16 protein-coding genes are annotated in these 23,015 nt (G+C 50.6%); 5 read left to right on the top strand and 11 right to left on the bottom strand.

Translation table 11 applies throughout. The features are described 5' to 3' along the window. Positions 1–1,019: 1,019 nt before the first annotated feature. From PsWM33_RS18865 to PsWM33_RS18875, 3 genes are all read right to left on the bottom strand, one after another. Positions 1,020–1,931, bottom strand: a complete 912-nt coding sequence (locus PsWM33_RS18865; protein WP_063301251.1) for a LysR family transcriptional regulator — start codon at positions 1,929–1,931, stop codon at positions 1,020–1,022. A 28-nt stretch (positions 1,932–1,959) separates the two neighbouring features. After that, positions 1,960–2,922: a thioredoxin-disulfide reductase gene (trxB, locus tag PsWM33_RS18870; protein ID WP_063301252.1), complete on the bottom strand. Its 963-nt coding sequence runs from the start codon at positions 2,920–2,922 to the stop codon at positions 1,960–1,962. A 63-nt stretch (positions 2,923–2,985) separates the two neighbouring features. After that, complete coding sequence (locus tag PsWM33_RS18875; protein WP_063301253.1) at positions 2,986–3,945, bottom strand: mitochondrial fission ELM1 family protein; 960 nt, start codon at positions 3,943–3,945, stop codon at positions 2,986–2,988. Positions 3,946–4,106: 161 nt separating this feature from the next. Between PsWM33_RS18875 and PsWM33_RS18880 the strand changes: the two genes are divergently transcribed. Further along, positions 4,107–4,589, top strand: a complete 483-nt coding sequence (locus PsWM33_RS18880; RefSeq protein ID WP_057461126.1) for an Lrp/AsnC family transcriptional regulator — start codon at positions 4,107–4,109, stop codon at positions 4,587–4,589. A gap of 66 nt (positions 4,590–4,655) precedes the next feature. On the opposite strand, the gene PsWM33_RS18885 is transcribed toward PsWM33_RS18880, so the two are convergent. The 5 genes from PsWM33_RS18885 to PsWM33_RS18905 form a co-directional block, all read right to left on the bottom strand. Beyond that, a complete protein-coding gene (locus PsWM33_RS18885) occupies positions 4,656–5,990 on the bottom strand; it encodes a hypothetical protein (RefSeq protein ID WP_063301254.1) in 1,335 nt (444 codons plus the stop codon). Positions 5,991–6,134: 144 nt separating this feature from the next. Continuing rightward, entirely contained in the window at positions 6,135–7,475 is a 1,341-nt protein-coding gene (locus PsWM33_RS18890) for a globin-coupled sensor protein (RefSeq protein ID WP_063301255.1), read from the bottom strand. Between the two features lie 388 nt (positions 7,476–7,863). Further along, on the bottom strand, positions 7,864–8,337 hold the full coding sequence (gene greA / locus PsWM33_RS18895; RefSeq protein ID WP_057461124.1) for a transcription elongation factor GreA: 474 nt from the start codon (positions 8,335–8,337) through the stop codon (positions 7,864–7,866). Positions 8,338–8,432: 95 nt separating this feature from the next. After that, a complete protein-coding gene (gene carB, locus PsWM33_RS18900; protein WP_063298250.1) occupies positions 8,433–11,795 on the bottom strand; it encodes a carbamoyl-phosphate synthase large subunit in 3,363 nt (1,120 codons plus the stop codon). 179 nt (positions 11,796–11,974) lie between these two features. After that, the gene (locus tag PsWM33_RS18905) at positions 11,975–12,208 is read right to left on the bottom strand and encodes a helix-turn-helix domain-containing protein (RefSeq protein WP_063298249.1); all 234 of its coding nucleotides are present in this window, start codon (positions 12,206–12,208) and stop codon (positions 11,975–11,977) included. Positions 12,209–13,492: 1,284 nt separating this feature from the next. Between PsWM33_RS18905 and PsWM33_RS18910 the strand changes: the two genes are divergently transcribed. Further along, a complete protein-coding gene (locus PsWM33_RS18910) occupies positions 13,493–13,942 on the top strand; it encodes a MerR family transcriptional regulator (RefSeq protein WP_208860172.1) in 450 nt (149 codons plus the stop codon). A gap of 180 nt (positions 13,943–14,122) precedes the next feature. On the opposite strand, the gene carA is transcribed toward PsWM33_RS18910, so the two are convergent. Then, positions 14,123–15,313, bottom strand: a complete 1,191-nt coding sequence (gene carA / locus PsWM33_RS18915; RefSeq protein WP_063298248.1) for a glutamine-hydrolyzing carbamoyl-phosphate synthase small subunit — start codon at positions 15,311–15,313, stop codon at positions 14,123–14,125. A 67-nt stretch (positions 15,314–15,380) separates the two neighbouring features. On the opposite strand from carA, the gene PsWM33_RS18920 reads away from it, so the two are divergent. From PsWM33_RS18920 to rpoD, 3 genes are all read left to right on the top strand, one after another. Beyond that, on the top strand, positions 15,381–16,025 hold the full coding sequence (locus tag PsWM33_RS18920; RefSeq protein ID WP_306418668.1) for a GatB/YqeY domain-containing protein: 645 nt from the start codon (positions 15,381–15,383) through the stop codon (positions 16,023–16,025). 182 nt (positions 16,026–16,207) lie between these two features. Beyond that, positions 16,208–18,199: a DNA primase gene (dnaG, locus tag PsWM33_RS18925; protein WP_063301256.1), complete on the top strand. Its 1,992-nt coding sequence runs from the start codon at positions 16,208–16,210 to the stop codon at positions 18,197–18,199. Positions 18,200–18,737: 538 nt separating this feature from the next. Next, positions 18,738–20,849 (top strand): RNA polymerase sigma factor RpoD, encoded by a 2,112-nt coding sequence (rpoD, locus tag PsWM33_RS18930; RefSeq protein ID WP_063301257.1) that lies wholly within the window; start codon positions 18,738–18,740, stop codon positions 20,847–20,849. A gap of 151 nt (positions 20,850–21,000) precedes the next feature. Here rpoD and PsWM33_RS18935 read toward each other — a convergent pair whose 3' ends face one another. Continuing rightward, positions 21,001–21,468 carry a hypothetical protein gene (locus tag PsWM33_RS18935; protein ID WP_063301258.1) on the bottom strand — a complete coding sequence of 156 codons (468 nt, stop codon included), beginning with the start codon at positions 21,466–21,468 and terminating at the stop codon, positions 21,001–21,003. Positions 21,469–21,545: 77 nt separating this feature from the next. Continuing rightward, positions 21,546–22,466, bottom strand: coding sequence for a hypothetical protein (locus PsWM33_RS18940; protein ID WP_063301259.1), 921 nt, complete (start codon positions 22,464–22,466; stop codon positions 21,546–21,548). Positions 22,467–23,015 lie beyond the last annotated feature (549 nt).

Below are 23,015 nucleotides of genomic sequence, written 5' to 3' on the forward strand. Positions count from 1 at the left end.
GGGAGATTTCGCCATAGATTGCGAAAAGTGCGCAGGCAATCAGAGTGTAAAATGCTTTTCTCAGGTCATTCACATCCATTACCTCGGATATTTGCCAATAGGTATGATTCGATAAGTAAAGGATGCAAGCTGATTTGTAATTTCGCTGATTAGGGGTGGTAAAATTTCACTGTTTGAAGATTTACCTAGGAAAAATATAGTTAATTTGAGTGATAGTTGCAGAAACTACTAGTTTATGTGAGTTGGGAATACCTTGAATCTGATGGGTTTTCCCAGGGTGGTGCTGCGCAATAGCCTGATGAATCCGCATGTCTCTGCGTGCATCTGGGATAGTTGATTTTTTAGTGTGCCTAAGAAGTAAGCGACCCTAGGTCTGTTTTTAGGCAGTGCGATTTTACGCAGTTCAACTGCGCTTGCTGGCTGCTGCTATCACTCTGCAAAAGATCTTCCAAAACAGCTCTTTAACGCGTCTGATGAGCATTCGTCTTTGTATGCTGCAGGGTATTGCAGGAAGTTTGCTGGCTAAAAGGCTTAGGGGAACCCTTGGTCATCTTCGGCGTTTGCGGGCATTTGGCAAAAAAAAACCGGACCATGCGGTCCGGTTTCGAAGTGATGAATGATAAAGCACCTAATGGGTGCAATCACCTTCCAGAGGGGAACAGTTGATCGGATATTGATGTCACTGGGAGGAGAGGTGTGACAACAACTGATCAACAGCAGGTGTATATATGCAGTGCAGCGCCGAAACAGCAATCCTTAATTTTTGCATTGCAGCTATGCATTTTCAGAGGAGCTCAAAGGGGTCGGTACTTCATTGCAGAATCTGACAACTATCAGAAAGCTAACTCTGCGTAAGATATTGTCATTTCGGGATGAAGGGGCGTAAAAAAGGCCTCTCAGGCGGTCTGAGAGGCGTCATAAGAGATCCGGGATATTTTTTATTTTGCAGTGCAAAACTTAAGGTTGAAACTCCTGAGCAGGCTAACCAAGCCAAATCAGGTCTTTTCCGGAGTTCAGGCCTAGTGTGTCCAACGTTCTGCATAGGAGACGAGGAAGTCTCTGAATGCGGTAACACGAGCGGTGTTTTTCAGCTCGGATGGGTACACGAAGTAGGTATCAAAGCTTGGCAGCTCTTCCTGTGTGACGGACATAACGCGTTTGATGCCTGCACCAGGTTCAACCATGTAGTCCGGCAGGATGGCGATGCCGACGCCGGTCTGCACGGCTTTCTTGATGCCAGACAGGTTGTTCACGCGCAGGGAAACATCGCGGCGCTCGCCGTTTGGCAATCCGGCAGTTGCAAGCCAGTTCATCGCGCGCAGGTAGGAGGCCATGTTGTCACCGATGGTGATCAGACGGTGATGGTCCAGATCATCAATAGTGCTCGGGCTGCCAAAGCGCTCAATGTAAGTTGGCGAGGCATAGACGTGGAAGTGCACTGTAAAGAGCTTGCGCTGGATGAGATCTGGCTGTGTGGGCTGGCGCAGGCGGATGGCGACATCTGCCTCGCGCATGCCCAGATCCAGCTCGTCATCCATACAGATGAGCTCCAAACGCATGTCCGGGTAAAGATCCACGAACTCGTTGACGCGGGCGGTGAGCCAAGTGGAGCCGAGGCCCACTGTGGTGGTGACGCGGAGCGTACCGCTTGGCTTTTCCTTGGTGTCTGTCAGGCGGGACTGAACGGTTTCCAGTTTCAGCAGAACTTCGCGAGCGGTTCTGTAAAGAAGCTCGCCTTGTTCTGTTGGAATCAGCCCGCGCGCATGACGGTGGAAGAGGGGGACACCCAGCTCTGCCTCAAGTGCACTGACCTGACGGCTGACAGCCGACTGGCTCATGTTGAGAGCTTCGCCTGCGTGGGTAAAGCTTCCTACCTGTGCTGCTGCATGGAAAATTCGCAGCTTGTCCCAATCCAAAGAACGGCCTGGCATTTGCTTTCCCCCCAATCTTCCCGGTTTCTTATTCTGCTGCTTCGGTTTCAGATTCCAGAGCTGCCAGGTAGCGTTCTGCTTCCAGTGCAGCCATGCAGCCCATTCCTGCAGCGGTCACAGCCTGACGGTACTGCTCATCAGTCACGTCGCCTGCTGCGTACACACCCGGAATGGATGTCTGAGTTGAATCAGCTTCGGTCCAAATGTAACCGGATTCCTTCATCTTTACCTGATCTTTGACAAGGTCAACCGCTGGAGCGTGTCCGATGGCGATGAATACGCCGTGTGTGGACATTTCTGAGGTTTCGCCGGTCTTACGGTTTTTCAGGCGGATGCCAGTCACAACAGCTGGGTTTTCGGTGCCGAGGATTTCATCCACTTCACTGTCCCAGACCACGTTGATCTTCTCGTTTTTGAAGAGACGTTCCTGGAGGATTTTTTCAGAACGCAGGGCATCACGGCGGTGAACCAGCGTAACTTTATCTGCAAGGTTTGCGAGGTAGAGCGCTTCTTCAACAGCGGTGTTACCGCCACCAACTACAACAACTTCCTTGCCACGGTAGAAGAAGCCGTCACAGGTTGCACATGCGGATACGCCGCCAGCCTGATACTTTTCCTCAGAAGGCAGGCCAAGCCATTTTGCCTGTGCACCGGTTGCGATGACGAGCGCGTCTGCGGTGTAGAGGGTGCCGCTGTCACCTTTCAGCTCAAACGGACGCTTTGAGAGGTCTGCTTCCAGAATAGTGTCGTAATCTATCTTGGTACCGACGTTTTCGGCTTGCTTGCGCATTTCTTCCACGAGCCATGGACCCTGAATTGGATCTGCAAAGCCCGGGTAGTTTTCAACATCGGTGGTGATGGTCAGCTGACCGCCAGTCTGCACACCTGTGACCAGAAGCGGTTCCAGCATGGCGCGCGCGCCGTAGATTGCGGCGGTGTAGCCAGCAGGGCCGGAGCCTACGATCAGGAGTTTGGTGTGCTTAACAGTCATTTCCTCAGAACCTCAAATTTCGTGCGCGCTTGGATAGTACCAGTGCCGTGTTAGGGAGGGGTTCTATCCGCTCGTTTGCTTTTGTTCAATCGCTTTGGATATGGCATCCGCAATATCCGGTGTAGCGTCTATCGGTTCATAAGTAGGTGCTAATATGTCTCCGGGGAAGGGATGAAGTACTCCCAAATCCTCCATTCTTGATAAAAACCTATCAAACTTTCTGTGACTACCTGTTGGGCGGAAGCCGTAGACAGGCTTTCCGGTGGCTGCAGCTTCCCCCACCATATTGGTAGAATCTGTTGTAACCACTGTGATTTCTGCGTTGGCCAGGTACTGGGCGATGGGGTTTTCACCCTCTCCATTCCAGAAGAGATGACCTTCTGATCTGCCTAGATCATGCAACTGCGTTGCCAGCTCTCTTGGGGTGCGGCGGGAGCAGGTGATCATGAGCGAATGGGTTTGCGACAGGTTTTTAAGTGCGGCGAGAAGCGTGTTGATATTGTCGGGTGTAAAGGTGTGATGCTGGGAATTACCGCCAATCAGGACAGCTGCTTTTGGCTTTGGCAGCGCTGCGATTGCCTCAAGCGGGTTGTCGCGTGCGTCCTGTAGCTTTTGCGCTGAGAAACGGTGAGGTGACGTAAGTGTTGTTACTATGTTTTTCCCAGAAATTCCGTCATGTTCCGGCGCCCAGACAAAATCAGCAAATTTGCTGTTGATCTTTGGGTCCTTGAGGAAAACAGTAAAGGTCTGGCCCTTGGAAAGCCGCTTTAGTGCGCGTAAGTAGGGCACCGCTCTGCGCCCGGATGCAATCGCGACCGCGGGATATGGGGGTGCAAGCGGGCTTTCTGGTTTATGTGGTGCGTCTTTGGGATCGATTGGTCCCCAAGGCATTGCGTAGGTAAAAAGCTTGCGGGGGGCAACTAATCGAATTTCGTAGGGAAGTCCCAACGCGTCGGCTACACCGATGCATTGTGCTACGTCTCCGATCTTGCCATCTGTTAAAACCCACAGGTTTTGCGACATTTTGTTCCCCCAGCTTTCGGGAAGTGTCTGCAAAATGCTATTTGTTGATATAGTCTGTCGCAAATAAGCAATAAACTAGCATTTCGCCTAACTTCGTATTTTAGGCAGTGTTGTAAAACAGGTTAACTGTTAATCCAATAGGACAAGCAAAGGAGACGAGCTTGAAAGCGCGTCTGGATTCGATCGACTGGCAAATTTTGAAGGAGCTGCAGGGAGACGGCCGCATTACCAATGTGGAGCTGGCTCGTCGTGTAGGAATTTCTGCGCCCCCATGTTTGCGCAGGGTTCGAGCCCTGGAAGAAGCAGGACTCATTCGCGGCTACCGCACGCTACTTGATGAGAAACAACTGGGATATGAAGTCACCGCCTTTGTCATGGTTGGATTGCATAACCAAACAGAGAATGACCTCGTCTCATTTGAAGCGCAAGTCAAGGAATGGCCGTTGGTTCGGGAGAGCTACATGGTGTCAGGTGAAGTTGACTTCATCATGCGCTGTACGGCTAAAGATCTGGAAACCTTCCAGAACTTCATTATTCGCGATGTGACCTCCACAAAGAATGTGGATCATGTTCGCACTGCACTGACCATCCGCCGTATCAAGGATGAGCCGAACGTGCCGATTGATAAGCCTGAGTATTTCTAACGGGGCTTATCCGGGAGAAACTTTTTAAACGGCCTTCGCGTAGGAAGGCCGTTTTTTTATGCGTGGTTACACCCACTTACCGACTGTGATTGTAACTGTGCCTGACTTTATGTTTTCGTTCGTTTTCGAGGGAACTTCAGGGCCGTCATAGGGGCCGACCGGATTTTCATCCATGCTGAAGCCATAGGCTGCCTGATTGAGCATGAGGGATGGTTTGCCGGAAAGGCGTGAGTCGTTTCCATCACTGTCGCTGTAGTGCAAGAACTTTGAGTAATAGTGGCATGTCTTGCCTGCCTTGTACCACTTGCTCCAATCGTTCCATTTTGTGGTGCTAAAGGCTGCCTGCGCGCTTTCTGTCGTTTCGGTGGTCAATACGCCGTCTAGTGCTACACCGCGGCACAGTGCTTCCCAGATGCTGTCCTGGAGCAGGCCTGCATCTCCTGCAGCCCCTGCCGGAGTTAAACCGACACCGAAGGACTGTTGGAAGACGTATTGGCTGCTCGTCAGGCCGCTTTCCGGCTTGTAGAAGTGGAAAGTGCCAGCTGGGCCTGTCAGCGTATAGACTTGGGTTTGCTCGGTTGAACCAGATTGTGTCTGTGTGGTGCAGCTTCCTTCATACAAACGAGGAACCGCTTTTGAACCGAGATTGATGCTCAAGACGTTTCCCGGCGAAAAGAAACGGTCGAGGGTCTCATCCCAATAGGTCGCCAGGGGATCATTCGTTGTTTTCTGGTAGTTGCCGGAGTTTGAGGCGAGCCAGTCGTTGGGGTCACAGATAGCGAAGAACTGATTGTCTACCAGCGGTGGCTGGAACCCGCCTTTTGTGAGCGGTGTGGAGTAGAGCAGGGGGAGGAAGTGAGCGGCGGCTGGATCAGCCTTTGCTTCGTTTTTCATGAACTTCGTGAAGGCCTTGGCAGTCTGAGACCGTGTCACGTCTTTGCGCATGCCATATTGCGGGCCGTCCGAGCCTTCAACATCAAAACGGAGGTTGAGACCAAAACCGCTTACCGCAGACAGGTTTAGCTGAGCATCCAGACCAAACTCGAAAACGTCAAAAGGGCCGGGAGCCTCTACGCCGGGTGTGTTGGCATAAGGGTACTGGGTGTATTGGATTGGGTTGTTGTTTGTGACTGTTAGGTCCTGCGGCTTGTCTTTGGAGACAACAAACAGGAAGCGGTCATCACCGTTGGTTTTGTCCTCTAGCACTACATCGCCGATATCCGAGAGCTTTTGAAACGGAACGCTGGTTGGCGCTTTTGTCGTGCTGGGTCTTGTGAAATTGTTTCCTTCCAAGACCTTGAAGTGTTTCTGTGACCCTCCGTTGATCCAGCCTGCGACCCAGACATGTGCTGTGGTGTCGGGCAGACCACTTTCATCAACCAGTTTGAATTTGATGGACATTGCGTTCCCTTTTTTTGTTTTTCTTCTTGGTGTTAGGGGGACGTGTCTTGGTTGACTTTGTGAGCTGCTGCTCTGGACTGCAAATACAAAAACGGCCCTCACGTGGAAGGCCGTTTTGGTGTTCTTGAATTGTCGTCGTGACGATTAAAGGCAGCGGATGCTTGAGAAGAAATGAGAGATTTCTTCTGAAATTGCTTCGCTTTGCTGGCTGAGCTCTGTCGCAGCGGATGTTGCCGTGGCAACAGCGCGTTTGGATTCGTCTGCAGTTGCCAGGATATTGCTCAACTCGCTTGTCACGCCCTTAGCATTTTGAGAAGCGGACTGAATGTTTGAAGAGATTTCGTTGGTTGCGATGGCCTGTTGGTCCACTGCATCAGCAATTGCCGTCGCTGTCGAACTCACCTCCTCAATCTTCTGAGAGATTGCAGAGATTTCTTCTACGCAGCGGCGTGTTTCGCTCTGGATCGCGCTGATCTTGGAGGCGATCTCGTCGGTTGCCTGACCTGTCTGGCTTGCGAGGTCTTTCACTTCGCTTGCCACAACAGCAAAGCCGCGGCCTGCATCACCTGCACGAGCTGCCTCAATGGTTGCGTTGAGGGCCAAAAGGTTGGTCTGCTCTGCGATTGCACTGATGAGCTCAGTCACAGCGCCGATCTCGTTGGTTGCTGTCTGCAAACCGAGGACAGTATCGTTGGTGCGTTCTGCATCTTTGGAAACAGTCTGTGCTGTTTCTGCAGAGCGGGTCACTTGCGAACCGATTTCGGCGACGTTTGCGGACATCTCTTCAACAGCTGCCGCACCGGAGTGAACATCAGATGCTGTGTAGTCTGCAGACTGGCTCGCAGCTTCTGCAGCCATTTTGCTTTGCTCGGATGTTTCGCGAAGAGTGAGCGCAGAGTTTTCGACGCGATTGCCGGCTTCTGCTGTCTGCTCTATCCGCTTGGTGATTGTCCGCTCAAACGCATTGATGGCATCTTCAAGCTGGTGGGTGCGCTCATCGCGCTCCTCTGTGTAGTGACGATGGTAGGCGGAGACCGCTTGTCCCATGTCGAACATCACTGCTTTTTGAAGAGCGATCAGGCTGCGTGACAAGCGGCCCGGTGAAAAGCGCATCTTGCTGGAGAGCACTTTGGTCAGCTCTTCGAGAATAAACGTATAACCACCAATATACCAATCCGGCTCAAGGTCGGTGTACACGTGGGCGCGGCCAATCTTGTCAACGCGCTCCATATAGGTGGAATCAAAACCGCCAGTGAACAGGATTTTCCAATGGCTTGCTTGAGCTGATTTCAAGCCATCAACCTTGCCGGATACCTTTTTCTTCAGTTCTGGATCACGCTGAACGTGGTTGTAAAAATCGCTCAAAATCTGTGTTAAGTGGCCCTCAACACTGGGCCAGAGATCTGAAAGTGTTTGTATGGTCTGACTATCGATTTTGAAAAAACCGAGCTGGCTTTTCAGACCTGAAAATGAATTGGTGGTCATAGCAGCAAATTTCCCGTCAATTTGTCGAGATCATTTGCATTTACAAGGGTTAACAGTAGGTAGATTTATCCATGCAAAATGTCGAATATATACCTATAATTGTGTTGGTAAGCGCAGATTGTGATGGGATATGAGCTTTTTAGGCAGGGATACGTGCCAGATTGTCGCAGGGTATTGTTGCTTTTTCAGATTTTTGAAGTAAATCCGTTAACTTATCGAAGAACCGATTATTTGCTCTGTAATTAGTGGATAACTCGTGTGGATTGCATAAAAAATGCCGCTCAGAGCGGCACTTTCGTTTCCTGAAATCATAAGAATCTGAAACTCAGCAAGGACTATCTCAGTTCATGAGAGGTCCTGAAATGCTGAATTCAGCTCTACAATTTACTTAACCGAATTGGACTTCAGTAATCTCGTAACCGCGTGCGCCACCTGGAGCAGTCACTTCGACGCTGTCACCAACAGACTTGCCGATGAGTGCGCGTGCAATAGGAGAGGAGATAGAAATACGTCCACGTTTTACGTCAGCTTCAACATCGCCAACGATCATGTACTTCTTTTCTTCCTCGGTATCTTCGTCAATGAGAGATACGGTTGCGCCGAATTTGACAGTATCGCCGCTGAGTTTGGTCAGATCGATGATTTCTGCAAGACCCAGAAGGGCTTCCAGTTCGTTGATCCGGCCTTCGTTCAGGCTCTGCTGTTCCTTCGCTGCGTGGTATTCCGCATTCTCTGAAAGATCACCGTGAGCACGTGCTTCGGAAATGGCTGCGATAATGCGCGGGCGTTCTCCGGTCGTGCGATGCTTAAGCTCTTCTGTGAGCATCACATAACCTTCCGGCGTCATAGGTACCTTTTCCATGGCTCGTACACCTTTCTTGCGTTGTGGTGGTGTGGCCCATCACACTAAAAAACTGACCGGGCTGAGAAGCCTCAACCCGGACCTGTTAAACTATACTAGCAGAAGTAAGATTGTAGGGACCTTACTTCAAGCGTTTTCGCTCGGAAAGCTTCGATGCCTTGAGCTGCTGCTACGGCTCCTGCCACAGTTGTGTAGTAAGGAACCTTGTTCATCAGCGCAGCTTGACGAAGTGACCGACTGTCGGAAAGTGCTTGTGCGCCTTCGGTTGTATTGAAGACGAGCTGAACTTCTCCGTTCTTGATAGCATCAACGATATGAGGACGCCCTTCAAGCACCTTATTGACCTTTGCGCACGGGATGCCTTGGTTTTCCAAGTATCTTTGTGTGCCTTCGGTGGATATAATGGAAAACCCTGATGCTACAAGTTTTTTAGCTGCTTCAAGAATTTTCGGCTTATCTGCATCCTTCAATGAGATGAAGACTGTTCCACCTGCCGGAATAACGGTGCCTCCGCCGAGCTGTGACTTGGCGAATGCGAAGGAGAAGTCGGTGTCCAGACCCATGACTTCACCGGTAGAGCGCATCTCAGGACCGAGAACCGTATCAACACCCGGGAAACGAGCAAACGGGAAGACCGCTTCCTTCACTGCGACATGATCCAGCTTTTTCGGCTTGAGGTCGAAGTTTGACAGCTTCTCACCTGCCATGACGCGGGCTGCGATTTTCGCAATCGGCACGCCAATGGTTTTTGCCACGAACGGTACTGTTCTTGATGCACGTGGGTTCACTTCCAGAACGTAGATCTCTCCGTCCTTGATTGCGAACTGAACGTTCATGAGGCCAACAACGTTGAGCTCCAGAGCGAGTTTGCGGCCTTGCTCTTCCAGTCTGGCAAGTGTTTCATCATCCAGCGTGTAGGCTGGCAGGGAACATGCGCTGTCGCCGGAATGGATGCCAGCTTCCTCAATATGTTCCATGATGCCACAGATGAAGACGTCTTCGCCATCACACAGGGCGTCCACGTCCACTTCGATTGCGCCGTCGAGATAACGGTCGAACAGAAGCGGGTTGGTGCCGAGCAGGGTGTTGATCTGGCCGGTTTTATCGTTCGGGTACTTGGCGCGCACATCATGTGGAACCAGCTCTGGCAGTGTGCCAAGCAGGTAGTTGTTGAGCGCTTCCTCGTCGCGAATGATCTGCATTGCGCGGCCACCCAGCACGTAGGACGGGCGAACAACAAGTGGCAGGCCAAGCTGGTTGGCAATGAGGCGGCCCTGTTCAACAGAATAGGCGATGCCGTTTTCTGGCTGTTTTAGATCAATTCTGTGCAGCAGACGCTGGAACCGGTCACGATCTTCTGCAAGGTCAATCATGTCTGGTGACGTGCCGAGGATTGGAATTCCAGCTTCTACGAGCGCTTGTGCCAGTTTAAGAGGTGTCTGGCCGCCGAACTGAACGATAACACCCTTCAGTGTGCCCTTGGAGTTTTCAAGGCGGAGGATTTCCAGCACGTCTTCAGAGGTGAGAGACTCGAAGTAGAGGCGATCGGAGGTATCGTAGTCTGTTGAGACTGTTTCCGGGTTACAGTTGATCATGATGGCCTCGAAGCCAGCATCTTTCAACGCAAACGCAGCATGACAGCAGCAGTAATCGAACTCGATGCCCTGACCGATCCGGTTTGGACCACCACCCAGAATGACAACCTTTTGCTTCTCGCTTGGGTTTGCTTCGCAAGACGGCAAACCCGGTGTTGGTGTCTCGTAGGTGGAGTACATGTAAGGCGTTGGGGAAGCGAATTCTGCGGCACAGGTATCAATGCGCTTGTAAACTGGCTTCACGTCAAGCTCAGCCCGAAGAGCTGCAACTTTGTCAGCAGTCGTCTGGGTGAGAACCGCAAGACGGCTGTCTGAGAAGCCCATGGCTTTGACCATGCGCATGGCCGCCGCGTTGTCTGGCAGGCCGTGCTCGATGATCTTTGCTTCCATGTCCACGATTTCCTGCATCTGCTCCAGGAACCATGGATCAATCTTGCAGATGTCGTGGATTTCTTTTGCAGAGGTGCCCAGACGCATAGCCTGAGCCACGTTGAGCAGGCGATCTGGTGTTGGGACAGCCAGAGCTTTGCGGATTGCGGTGTAGTCTTCGCCGTGACCAAGGCCTTCGACTTCGATTGGGTCGAGGCCTGTCAGACCTGTTTCCAGACCGCGCAGGGCTTTTTGCAGGCTTTCCTTGAAGGTCCGGCCAATGGCCATCACTTCACCAACAGACTTCATTGCTGTTGTCAGGGTTGGTTCGGAGCCTGGGAACTTTTCAAATGCGAAACGTGGGATCTTGGTGACGACGTAGTCGATTGTTGGCTCAAAAGAGGCGGGTGTTGCTCCGCCGGTGATGTCGTTTTCCAACTCATCAAGGGTGTAGCCAACAGCGAGCTTTGCCGCGATTTTCGCAATCGGGAAGCCTGTTGCTTTAGATGCCAGCGCGGAAGAACGAGAGACGCGTGGGTTCATCTCGATCACAACGAGACGGCCATCTGCCGGGTTGACCGCGAACTGAACGTTCGATCCGCCTGTTTCAACACCGATCTCACGCAGAACCGCAATCGAGGCGTTCCGCATGATCTGGTATTCTTTGTCGGTGAGGGTCAGGGCAGGGGCAACTGTGATGGAATCGCCTGTGTGGACGCCCATCGGGTCGATGTTTTCAATGGAGCAGATGATGATGCAGTTGTCCGCTGTGTCGCGAACCACTTCCATCTCGTATTCTTTCCAGCCGAGCAAGCTTTCGTCGACGAGCACCTGACCGTTTGGAGACGCATCGATGCCGGAGCGAACAATTTGTTCAAACTCTTCACGGTTATACGCTACGCCGCCGCCTGTGCCGCCGAGCGTAAACGCAGGGCGAATGATAGCTGGCAGGCCGATGGTGTCGATCTGGCGCATGGCTTCAGCATAGCCTGCTCCACGATCATACCCGGTGATGTTGCCTTCATCATCAAGGATTGGCGGAGAGGATGCGATTGCGGCGCGTGGATTTTCCAGCCCGATCTTGTCCATGGCCGCGCGGAATTTTTCACGGTCTTCAGCCTTGTCGATGACGTCGGCTTTTGCTCCGATCATCTCGACACCGTGTTTTTTCAGCACGCCTTTGCGGTCCAGTTCCAGCGCACAGTTGAGTGCGGTCTGTCCGCCCATGGTTGGCAGGAGCGCGTCCGGCTTTTCCTTGGCGATGATCTTTTCAACGGCGTCCGTGGTGATTGGCTCGATGTAGGTTGCATCAGCCAGATCCGGATCTGTCATGATGGTCGCCGGATTTGAGTTCACCAAGATAATTCGGTAGCCCTCATCTCGCAGTGCCTTACAAGCCTGAGTTCCAGAATAATCGAACTCACAGGCTTGACCAATCACGATGGGGCCAGCCCCGATGATCATGATAGATTGGATGTCATTGCGTTTAGGCATGGTGACTCACATATGCTCGCGTTTAAGCACCAGTGCACCCGATTGGTGCTCTGGTGGTGCCCTCTTTAGGAGTATGTCGGCTGAGCGCGCGTTATAAGAAATATTCGCGTAATGATAAACCCCGACGAACGCCTATTTCCGAAATAATCCGGTTTTTTTTCTCAAGACTTAAGGGGAGTTTATTCAGCTAAAGTCGCATTCTCTGTGGTTTTCTCACCATCAAAGTCAGCAATACCAGTGCTTAAGGCATAGCAGGCCAGCCGGACAGACTTCGGAATTTCTACCGGTTTACCGTCACGATTGCCGTTTTCATAATATTGAATCATTCGTTTTTTTAAGCCGAGGCGTTCCGCTGCCTCTTTTTGCTTATAGCCCATCGACTTGCGCCAAGCCCGAAACTGAGATGGTTTCATGATACTAACCTAATGATTCCCAGACTGAAAATTCATTGTACAGACTGATGCATAATAAGCTGCATTCGTACTATTGCATATAACAGAATGTAAAAAGCGCAAAAATTGCGTTATTTACCTTGATGAGGCGCAAATAGTGCGCTTATAATTGTGGCGTTTCAGGAAAACTCCCGTAAGCCTGTGTGATTTCTTTGCATAGAACTGAGGTGGCTTTCCATTCACGCGGCTCATCAAGGAGATAATCATGTTAAACGAACTCATCCTGTATCGGGCTAATCTGAAGGGCAAAAAGATGGATGTTCATCGTCATGCGACTTTCAGATTTCAAATCAGACGGATCGTCAATGGCCTGTTGAAGGGCTAAGCGCAAGTACGTGTTTGATGGTAAATTGAGTTTATCTGCTGAATGCGGTGTCTTTCTTATGGCTTGCACATGCTGAAGATGTTTCAATTAATGAAAATGGGTGGCCAAAATTGTGCAATGCGCACAATCTGGCACTTTTGATCTAGTGAATCTTTGGGGCATCTTGCCTTTTAATGTGACAGATTCCACATTATCCCCTCTGTACGCGACGGCAGTTCAAAGTTTTGCAGCGCGAAAAATGAACATCCTGTTTAAAAAATGTGCAGAGTGATCATTTGGTCAGCCAATTTTCGTTTTACTGAGAAAGAATAAAGTCAGAGCAGATCTAAAGAAGGAGAGTAGTTAGAAGTTATATTGCTCATTCTCGCTATCTCTTCGTCATGTTCACATATTATAGACAATATGTAATTGACGCTTCTATAGTATATTAGCTCAGATAACGCAGGAACATCTTTGGAGATTTGCCGTAAAATGTAGAATAAATCAGCGGAATTGCAAAAGTAGGTGCCGTTATTTTTTTATAATACTTATCTAGTATAAATACTTATGATGTTAATTCTCGGATGTCCTAGTGTATACGTTGCATTTACGAAGTAAAAAATGCGATGTCGGGCTATATTTTATCAGTTTCCTTGTGTAGATTATCAATTGTCCAATATGAATTATCATAGATTTCATTGAGGACTTTGAAAGTGGGGGTACTCATTCCTCACTGGGGATGCATTGAAGATTGTTCAAATGAACATCGAAAAGCTTCCGCAGTGTGAGTGGGTATCAAATGCTACTGCATAAGCTAGTACAGAAGTGGGGGAGTACAAAAGTTATTAGGGGAATTCATGGAGGCACCGGGTGGGGAGCTGAAATGATGAGCTTTTGTAACTCTTCTAAGGTTTAACATACAAACCACCGGGCAAATGGAAATGAACAGTATTCCTAGTAAGCTAGATGTCGCTGCGGATATCGCTGGACCTATTCGTGAGGACGATGGGGACGGTCAACTGCTCGCAATCTCTGAAATGTCAGAGTTGTTTAGCGTCACTCTGCGTACACTACGATTCTATGAGGAGAAGGGGCTTCTTAACCCAGTACGTCGTGGAGCACGCCGCTTCTACAGAGGTCGTGATGTGAGCCGCATGCGGGTCATTTTGCAGGCCAAGAAGATCGGTCTGACGCTGGCAGAAGTTCGTCGTATTATCAAGCTCGTTGAGGGTTCCAGCCCTCGTCCTGAGCAACTTAAAGAACTTCAGGAAATTTGTGGTGCGCAGGAGCAGCTGCTTCATGAGCAGGAGCAAGCGCTTCAAGAACAGATTGCAGAAGTTCGCGGTGTGTCTCATGCACTGAGCAGCATGCTGGAAACAGAAGCGGCTTAATTGCTTCTGATAAGAGTTACGGAACCCGGCTCCCTTGGTGCCGGGTTTTTTGTTGTCCTGACGTTGCTTAAGCGGTGTCTCCGGCCATGTTCTGCTCGCAGTCAGGCAAAAGAAAAGCGGGGTACTGGACCCCGCTTTTATTCATTCTGCTGTACCGTTTTGCTTAGAGCACGTTGCGTTCTAAGCGGCAGCAGGTGTTTTGTGGTTCTCAATCAGCTCAATGAAGCGAGAGAACAGGTAGTGGCTGTCTTGTGGACCTGGAGACGCTTCCGGATGGTGCTGTACTGAGAAGACAGGCGCATCTTTTACACGCAGACCACAGTTGGTGCCGTCAAACAGGGAAACGTGTGTTTCTTCCACGTTGTCGGGCAGGCTGCCAGCACTCACAGCAAAGCCATGGTTCATGCTGGTGATTTCAACCTTGTTGGTGGTGTAATCGTGAACCGGATGGTTTGCGCCGTGATGGCCTTGATGCATCTTTGTGGTGGTGCCACCAAGTGCAAGCGCGAGCATCTGGTGACCCAGACAGATGCCGAAGACCGGCAGGCCAGACTTCACGAGACTACGGATGGTTGGAACCGCATATTCACCTGTTGCAGCTGGATCGCCAGGGCCGTTGGACAGGAATACTCCATCCGGCTTGAGAGCGAGGACGTCTTCAGCAGAAGTGGTTGCAGGCACCACAGTTACGCGGCATCCGGCATCTGCCAGAAGGCGGAGGATGTTACGCTTTACGCCAAAGTCCAGAGCAACCACGTGATGGCTTGGTTTGTTCTGGGCGCCAAACCCGTCATCCCAATCCCAGGTGGTTTCGTTCCAGTCGTAGGTTTTCTGAGTGCTCACGCCTTTTGCAAGGTCCATGCCTTCCAGATCCGGGAGGCCGGCTGCTTCTGCTTTCAGCGCTTCCACATCAAACTCACCATCAGCGTTATGAGCGATCACAGCGTTCTGCATGCCTTTTTCGCGGATGAGAGCTGTTAATGCGCGGGTGTCTACGCCGGTCAGGCCCACAATGCCTCGTGCCTTGAGCCATGCATCGAAGTGGTTGCCAGAGCGATAGTTGGAAGGGGTGGTGATGTCGGTGCGCAGAATCGCGCCTCGTACGCCAGACGTGCCTTCCATATCTACAGTTTCAACATCGTCTTCGTTCGCGCCCACATTGCCAACATGGGGGAACGTGAAGGTGATGATCTGTCCTGCATAGGAAGGATCTGTGAGAATCTCTTCATACCCGGTCATTGCCGTATTGAAGCAGACTTCGCCGGACGCTGTTCCAAGAGCTCCAACGCCTCGGCCTTCAATGACTGTACCGTCTGCGAGAACGAGGAGGGCGGTAGGTTTAGGTGCTGACCACGCGTCTTGAGCTTTCATCACTTGCTTTCTTGATACGGTTGATGACAGTATGCGTCCATCTGAAACGCACCGAAGGGACTTGACTTTGGCGCGTCACAGTCGCATCAAGGCCGGGACCATAGGAGAAGGGGTTCCTCTGGTCAATATCACTCGTGTAGAAATAATAGCGCTCGAGTTACAGGAAATCAGCCCAAATCAGATGGATGAGACGTATTATCCGGGATTTGGAGAGCCTCTTTTAAAGTTTCCGCGTCAGGGTTCCTTTAGTATGTTGCGAGACAAAATAGCGAATGCGCTGAAAGCCGCGCAAGAAGACACTAACAAAAGACGTGCCGCCACGTTGCGCCTCATCACCGCTGCCATTATGGACCGGGATATGGCTGCTCGTGAGCAAGGGCGTGATGGCTTAAGCGACGAAGAGCTGATGGACCTCCTGCACACCATGCTAGTCCAGCGTGAGCAGGAAGCGGCGCATTGTGAAGCGAGCGGTAAAGTAGAGCTTGCTGTGCAAGAGCGTGAAGAAGCGGAAATGATCCGTGAATTCTTGCCTTCGCAGCTCAGCGAGTACGAAATGAAGCTTGTTTGTCAAACAGTTGTCGAGTGCGTTGAAGCGCGCGGACTGCGTGATATGGGCCGCTGCATGGCCGAGTTGAAAGAGCGTTATCCGGGCCAGATGGACTTTGCGAAAGCCAGTTGCATGGTGAAGCAGATGCTGCGCGCTCCGCAGTAAGTCAACGTTTTTGGAGCACTTACAGGCCGCCGCGTCATCATGATGCGGCTTTTCTTTTTTCCTGAAGCGATTAATTGAGTTAAGCCTGCGCAAATGGGGGTTTTGCTGGCTTCTTGGGGCCTTCGCGGCTATATAATACCCAGCTCAGCTGCTTTCAGGCCACTACGACAAATTGGACCATTATGCGTTTCGATCAGCTCTTTCTTGATGACATTCGCAACCGCGTCTCGCTTACAGATGTGGTGGGGCGACGTGTAACCTGGGATCGGCGTAAATCGCAGCCCGGAAAGGGTGATTATTGGGCCTGTTGTCCCTTCCATTCAGAGAAGTCTCCCAGCTTTCATGTTGATGAGCGCCGCAACCGCTACAAGTGCTTTGGCTGTGGTGAAAGTGGAGATCATTTCAAGTTTTTGATGGAGACTGAGGGCCTCAGTTTCCCCGAAGCTGTGGAAGAACTGGCTGGTGTAGCCGGAATCGCCATGCCTGCGCCCGATCCTCAGGCGGCAAAACGAGCTGCAAAGCGCAATTCTCTGACCGATGTTTGTGAGATGGCGGTACGCTATTTTCGGCATGTGTTCCAGTCTGCTGACGGGCGCGCTGCGCAAGAGTATGTGCAGCGGCGCGGTTTGAGTGCCGAGACGCTGAATGAGTTTCAGTTTGGTTTTGCGCCTCCTGGACGTGACAATCTGAAGAAGGCTTTGATGGCGAAAGACGTCACTGAAGCTGAGTTGATTGAAGTGGGGTTGCTCATTAAACCCGAGGACGGGCGTCCGTCCTATGACCGGTTTCGCAATCGTCTGATGATCCCGATCCATGATGACCGGGGCAGGGCGGTTGCTTTTGGTGGCCGAACCATGGACCCGGACGGCCAGCCGAAATATCTGAACTCACCGGAAACACCTGTCTTTCACAAAGGGACGATGCTGTTTAATGCACATCGCGCGCGCCAGCCTGCTTATGAGAGCGGACAAGCGATCGTGGTGGAAGGGTATATGGATGCCATTGCTCTCTGGCAGGTTGGCATCAAGGCGACGGTCGCGAGTTTGGGGACTGCGTTTACCGAAGACCAGATTATGCGGCTTTGGAAGTTTGCTGATGAACCAGTGGTTTGCTTTGACGGTGACGTCGCCGGTATCTCTGCTGCCCACCGAGCGGTTGATCGTATTCTTCCAGTTCTGACCAGCGGTAAGTCTTTCCAGTTTGCGTTTTTGCCTGACGGGCAGGATCCGGATGATGTGATTAATGCTGGTGGCACTGCTGCCATGTATGGAGAGATCGAGAAAGCTCTGCCACTTTCAGAAGTGGTTTGGCGCCGTGAGAGCGAGCAAGCACGGATTGATACGCCTGAGCGCAAGGCTGCGCTGGAAAAGGCCGTTGAAGATCTGGTTGGGACCATCAAAGATGAGCGCGTTCAGAAGCGTTATCGGATGGACTTGCGCCTCAAACTCTCCAACTTGTTTTACGAGGAGAGCCGCCGGAACCGTGACAAAGGCGGTGGTAGTGGTCGTCGTGATGGGGGGTGGCGCGGCCAACCAGCTGGCAAGGGCGGTAACGAAGAAAATCGCTTCAGAAGCGCTGAAAACAACATGGGGGCGCCTAACACGCCTGCTTACGGGATTGAGCGAATTGTTATTGGTATGTCCGTTGTATACCTTGATTTGCTTGAGAAGCATTTCGAGCGAATTTCTCTACTGAGCTACAACAATGATGATCATGTGAAGTTTATGGAGAGTTTTCTTCGCGTTGTTTCTCCTGAACTGGGAGATGAAACTGTCGTCCGTATGTATGATAGTCTTGGAGAGCACTTTTACCAGATTTTGGGGGAAGCCAAAGGCTTCATTGAGCGATTTGAGCCGCAGTCGAAGACAAATAAATTAATCAGCTGGGATGCTTTGGGGAACCGTGCTCAAATCCTAAAAGAAAATCCACCTGAAGATTTCGTGGAGATGTTGTTCCTGAATTATGCAGATATGCTTGAGTTGCGCATGTTGGAGCAGGAGCTTGAGCATGAAACGCGGGCCATGGAGCAGGATCTGACCGAAGAAAGCTGGGGCCGGTTTCAGGCGCTTACGCAGGATTTGGCTCGTCGCCGTGAGGATTGTCTGCGTGATGAGCAGGAGTTGGCGGAGCGAGCAGCCAAAATGCGCTCCTCAAAAGGGTCTGTTCTGGCTTGATCTGAGAGGAGGGATTGCGGGTCTGTTTATCTGCTTCCCCCAGAGGATCTGGTGATCGCAACTTGAGGTAGAATTGTGATGGAAGAACTCTTGTTTTTCAAAGTTATCCAGAAAAACAGGCAATGAACTGTCCAAAATCCCCCAGAATCAGATTGACCATGCCGAATCGCCCTTGCGAATCACAAAAGGCGGGCTACATACACTAAGTCAGACAGCCGATACGAGCGCCCGTAGACCTTAGATGTCTTTAAAGCGGCGATATCATAATCGGATAATCAGCGCTGTCGATGCCTGGAATGTGCCGGATACGGCCTAAAACGGTAGGGATGCCGGTGAGCAGTCCTGCCCGAATGAGTTTTGGGTTTTCAATTCCGTGAAAACATTTTGATACCAGGGTTAAGTCAGGTTTAAGGGACTTTGCGTTAAACCCCAAAGTCAAATGTGATTCAAATGCCGCCTGTGTGGTCCAAACACGGGGGTGATTGATTGCGTAACGCGATAGTTCGCTGGAGCACGACCAGCGACTTTGGAGCAGAATATGGCGACGAAGGCGACACAAGCTGAAGATACGCAGGAACCGGCAGGCGCAGAGGGACAAGATGGTCCGCTCTTGGATTTGTCGGTCGCCGCCGTCAAGAAAATGATCAAGTCCGCGAAAAAACGCGGATACATCACTTATGACGAACTGAATGAAGTTCTTCCACCTGATCAGGTGAGCTCTGAGCAGATTGAAGACACCATGTCGCTTCTTTCTGAAATGGGCATCAACGTTGTTGAGGCGGAAGATGCAGAAGAAGGTAAAGAGGAAGAGGAAGCTCCACCCGCTGTAGACGGCGGTGAGTTGGTTGTTGCTTCTTCTACTGCTGTTACCAAAACCACGACTGCCAAAGAACCTACAGACCGTACCGATGATCCGGTGCGTATGTACCTGCGCGAGATGGGCTCTGTTGAGCTGTTGTCCCGCGAAGGCGAAATTGCCATTGCAAAGCGTATTGAGGCTGGCCGTGAGGCTATGATCTCAGGTCTTTGCGAAAGCCCACTGACCTTCCAGGCGATTATCATCTGGGGTGAGGAGCTGGCCGAAGGCAAGGTTCTGCTGCGTGACATTATTGATCTGGATGCAACATATTCCGGACCTGATGACAAGAACGGTCCATCTGATGATGACCTTTCTGAGCAGGAAAACGCTGGCGAAGGTGAAGTTCCTGAGGCTGTGCGCCTTAAGGAAAAAGAAGAAGCCCGCAAGCGCAAGGAAGAAGAAGCCCGTAAGCCTAACGGTGCTGCCGCTGCTGCGCCTGCTAATGCAGCTTCGGGTGCGCCGAGTGAAGCACCTGCAGAAGGTGGTGAAACCACTGATGACGATGACGACGAGTACGAGGCAAACGTTTCTCTTTCCGTGATGGAAGCAGAACTGAAGCCTATGGTCGTTGAGATCTTTGACAGGATCACAGAGGATTACAAGAAGCTGCGCAAGCTTCAGGACCAGCTGGTTGAAAACAAGCTGGCTAACAAAACTCTGTCTCCGTCTCAGGAGCGTCGTTACAAGAAGCTCAAAGAAGACATTATTGTTGAAGTGAAGAGCCTGCACCTCAATAACAACCGTATTGAGACACTGGTTCAGCAGCTTTACTCCATCAACAAAATGCTGATGGGTTATGAAGGTCGCTTGCTGCGTCTTGCAGACAGCAACGGCGTGAACCGCGCTGACTTCATCAAATACTATCAGGGTTCTGAGCTGGACCCGAACTGGATCCGCAAAGTTGCAAACCTGTCTGGCCGTGGTTGGAAGAAGTTTGTGACCCATGACGGCGATATGATCCGCGAACTGCGCGGCGAGATTCAGACGCTTGCGACTGAGACTGGCCTTGAGATCACCGAATTCCGTACCCTGGTTTCCATGGTGCAGAAGGGTGAGCGCGAAGCGCGTATCGCGAAGAAGGAAATGGTGGAAGCGAACCTTCGTCTCGTTATCTCCATTGCCAAGAAATACACCAACCGTGGCCTGCAGTTCCTGGATCTTATTCAAGAAGGTAACATTGGCCTCATGAAGGCGGTAGACAAGTTCGAATACCGCCGTGGTTACAAGTTCTCCACCTATGCGACCTGGTGGATTCGTCAGGCGATCACCCGGTCCATCGCGGATCAGGCACGCACCATCCGTATTCCGGTGCACATGATCGAGACGATCAACAAGATCGTTCGTACCTCTCGTCAGATGCTTCACGAAATTGGCCGTGAGCCAACCCCGGAAGAGCTCTCTGAAAAGCTGCAGATGCCGCTTGAGAAGGTCCGTAAGGTGTTGAAGATCGCTAAGGAGCCTATCTCCCTTGAAACACCGATTGGTGACGAGGAAGACAGCCATCTTGGTGACTTCATTGAGGATAAAAACGCCATCCTGCCGATTGATGCGGCTATTCAGGCGAACCTTCGTGAGACCACGACCCGCGTTCTGGCATCGCTTACACCTCGTGAAGAGCGTGTTCTGCGTATGCGCTTCGGTATCGGCATGAACACCGACCACACTCTGGAAGAGGTTGGTCAGCAGTTCTCCGTTACCCGTGAGCGTATTCGTCAGATTGAAGCAAAAGCCCTGCGTAAGCTGAAGCACCCAAGCCGCTCCCGCAAACTGCGGAGCTTCCTGGACAGCTAAGCTGCTGCACTGGTTGAGAAATAAGAAGCCGGTCTCTGTGTGGGGCCGGCTTTTTTGCTCTTGGGGGAGAGGCGTGGATGGAGTAGTGCCTCCGATAGCATTCCATACAGGAGGTACGTGATGCGGGAAGGGAGGCGGGCATCGCTTGGACCTATTCGTAGAGTTTGAATAGATCCTGATTTGTAACTCTGAAACCAATTTTCGCGAGCTTACCCTTTTCAAGATACCAGCCAATGCTTTTGTCGGGAGTAAATTCAAAAGTGAACAGGTTGGACAACGGTTCGCGGAGCCAAAAGTTAATTATTGCATTTAGATCGACATCAGAATTTGGATTGGCGATACAGAAGCAGTCTTCGTTAAATTCTACAATATGATTGTGAATATCACTGAGTGCCTTATCTGTTGAGTTCCAAAGATAGAGTTCAAATACTGTAATGAACCTGTCGTCTTTGATAATAGCTTTTAGCTTTGATGTGAGTGCTTCATCTCCTTGTTCACTCCAGAGGTCAAATTCTCTCTTCCTGCGAAATTTCTTTTCGAGTGCTTGATTAGTTACATTGTCATATTTTTCAAGATAAATTTTGGAAAGTTCGTCTTTTGTGATCTGCTTTTTTGTCATTTTGTCCTTTCCTTCACAGTAGGAAGACCAACCCGCACTTTAGTATTTTCATCCTATGATTTGGCTCGAGCAAGTAGTTATTTGCCTTTAAACATCTGCAAAAAATCATTTATGATTGATCCGGTTCCCAATCTTCTACGACGAGACCTCTTGTTCAGTGATCTGTTCTGGCGTTGAAAGCAGAGTTCACACAGCTGCTGAAGGTCACCATCTGCTGTAATCTTTGTTTTCAGGTGATGTTTTGAGGATGTTTCTGACATATGCATTCCGATCACAGAGCGGGCGAGGTTTGCTCTGGCTATTTTGCTTTCAGCGTCGACGGTGACGTGCTCATCATTGAGGTTGAACTGATAAAAATATCCATTTGAATCGAATAGATAATACTCTTGGTTTGCTACGTCGATGGGTTCTACGTAACTCAGAACACTCTCTAATGTGTCGAAAAATGTCAGATCGCCAGCTTGCTCCATGGAGCTGCTTTCGTTCAGCACGAATAGAGTTTGGAGGTCTGACGTCGGTACCTGCGGAAACGTAAACACTGCCTCCTTACATGCCTCCGAGACTCTAGTAATTAAGTTCTCACCTCCGGCAAACTCCAGATACTCGCAGAATGGGTCGTGGAACATGATAAAGCTGAAACTGGGGTCAAACGTAAGTTCAAAACTTGAGCCAGATATTCTGGTGCAGTACTGATTCAGATATAAGTTCAAATCGTCCTTTTTGTTTGAAAAGGCAAATACATACTCATCGATAAATGGTTCGTTGCTGGCGGGATCAATTAGCTCAATCCACGAGATATCTATCAGTTTATCTGAGGGCTGTGATGCGATGATACTTAGTAGTGGCCCAATCTCATTATCATCATCACCAAACAGCACATCATCGGAAAGGTAGATTGACGTTAAGCCTAGCTGCGTTAACAGTTCCTTCTTTATCCCTTGCTCAGGAGAGGCGAAGTTGAGAAAGCTACATTCGCCAAATTCTCTAATTTCAAGCATTGTAGTATGTCCTAAAAGTCGTCGTTTCAGACCTTGACTGCTAAAACCATTCTCATTGCATTGGCTAATGTGTGTGTTCCTTCACACAGAACTTCCAAACCGACTATATCCATCTCAAATTACCTTGTTAAATAGCTGTACCTATTAGAAATATGCAATGAAAACAGAATGGATGGCGGGCTGTTAAAAGTAAAGTTTAGCAGAGGCAGTCATCTTGGTTACTTCATCAAGGAGAAAACGCCATGCTGCTGATTAAGGCGGCAATGCAGGCGAACTTTCTTGAGACCTCCATCTGCGTTCTGGATCCCGCATTGAGTGCGGGAAGACGGTGGAGAGGTGTGAAGCCGTTTTGTTTATCCCCCTGCCGTCATGCCGGACGGAGCGGAGTGGAGATCCGGTATACAGGGCCAAGAGAACTGGCGTTGGTGAGTGTTGCTCTGGGGCCCGCGTCGCACTTCGTTTGCGCGGGATGACGAGGGAGGGGATGGTTGATGTTTAGCGTATCCTTGGGGCAACAGGTGCGGGGTTGTTGCAACTTTTCGTTGACAG

This window comes from Pseudovibrio sp. WM33, assembly GCF_001623165.1.
Lineage (GTDB): Bacteria > Pseudomonadota > Alphaproteobacteria > Rhizobiales > Stappiaceae > Pseudovibrio.

What these genes read in the sequence shown, in the direction of transcription:
- PsWM33_RS18885 (WP_063301254.1), bottom strand. Translation starts at nt 5,990, where the DNA reads ATGTCCATCAAATTCAAACTGGTTGATGAAAGTGGTCTGCCCGACACC.
- PsWM33_RS18935 (WP_063301258.1), bottom strand. Translation starts at nt 21,468, where the DNA reads ATGACAAAAAAGCAGATCACAAAAGACGAACTTTCCAAAATTTATCTT.
- PsWM33_RS18940 (WP_063301259.1), bottom strand. Translation starts at nt 22,466, where the DNA reads ATGCTTGAAATTAGAGAATTTGGCGAATGTAGCTTTCTCAACTTCGCC.
- greA (WP_057461124.1), bottom strand. Translation starts at nt 8,337, where the DNA reads ATGGAAAAGGTACCTATGACGCCGGAAGGTTATGTGATGCTCACAGAA.
- trxB (WP_063301252.1), bottom strand. Translation starts at nt 2,922, where the DNA reads ATGACTGTTAAGCACACCAAACTCCTGATCGTAGGCTCCGGCCCTGCT.
- PsWM33_RS18905 (WP_063298249.1), bottom strand. Translation starts at nt 12,208, where the DNA reads ATGAAACCATCTCAGTTTCGGGCTTGGCGCAAGTCGATGGGCTATAAG.
- carB (WP_063298250.1), bottom strand. Translation starts at nt 11,795, where the DNA reads ATGCCTAAACGCAATGACATCCAATCTATCATGATCATCGGGGCTGGC.
- PsWM33_RS18865 (WP_063301251.1), bottom strand. Translation starts at nt 1,931, where the DNA reads ATGCCAGGCCGTTCTTTGGATTGGGACAAGCTGCGAATTTTCCATGCA.
- dnaG (WP_063301256.1), top strand. Translation starts at nt 16,208, where the DNA reads ATGCGTTTCGATCAGCTCTTTCTTGATGACATTCGCAACCGCGTCTCG.
- rpoD (WP_063301257.1), top strand. Translation starts at nt 18,738, where the DNA reads ATGGCGACGAAGGCGACACAAGCTGAAGATACGCAGGAACCGGCAGGC.
- PsWM33_RS18910 (WP_208860172.1), top strand. Translation starts at nt 13,493, where the DNA reads ATGAACAGTATTCCTAGTAAGCTAGATGTCGCTGCGGATATCGCTGGA.
- carA (WP_063298248.1), bottom strand. Translation starts at nt 15,313, where the DNA reads ATGAAAGCTCAAGACGCGTGGTCAGCACCTAAACCTACCGCCCTCCTC.
- PsWM33_RS18875 (WP_063301253.1), bottom strand. Translation starts at nt 3,945, where the DNA reads ATGTCGCAAAACCTGTGGGTTTTAACAGATGGCAAGATCGGAGACGTA.
- PsWM33_RS18890 (WP_063301255.1), bottom strand. Translation starts at nt 7,475, where the DNA reads ATGACCACCAATTCATTTTCAGGTCTGAAAAGCCAGCTCGGTTTTTTC.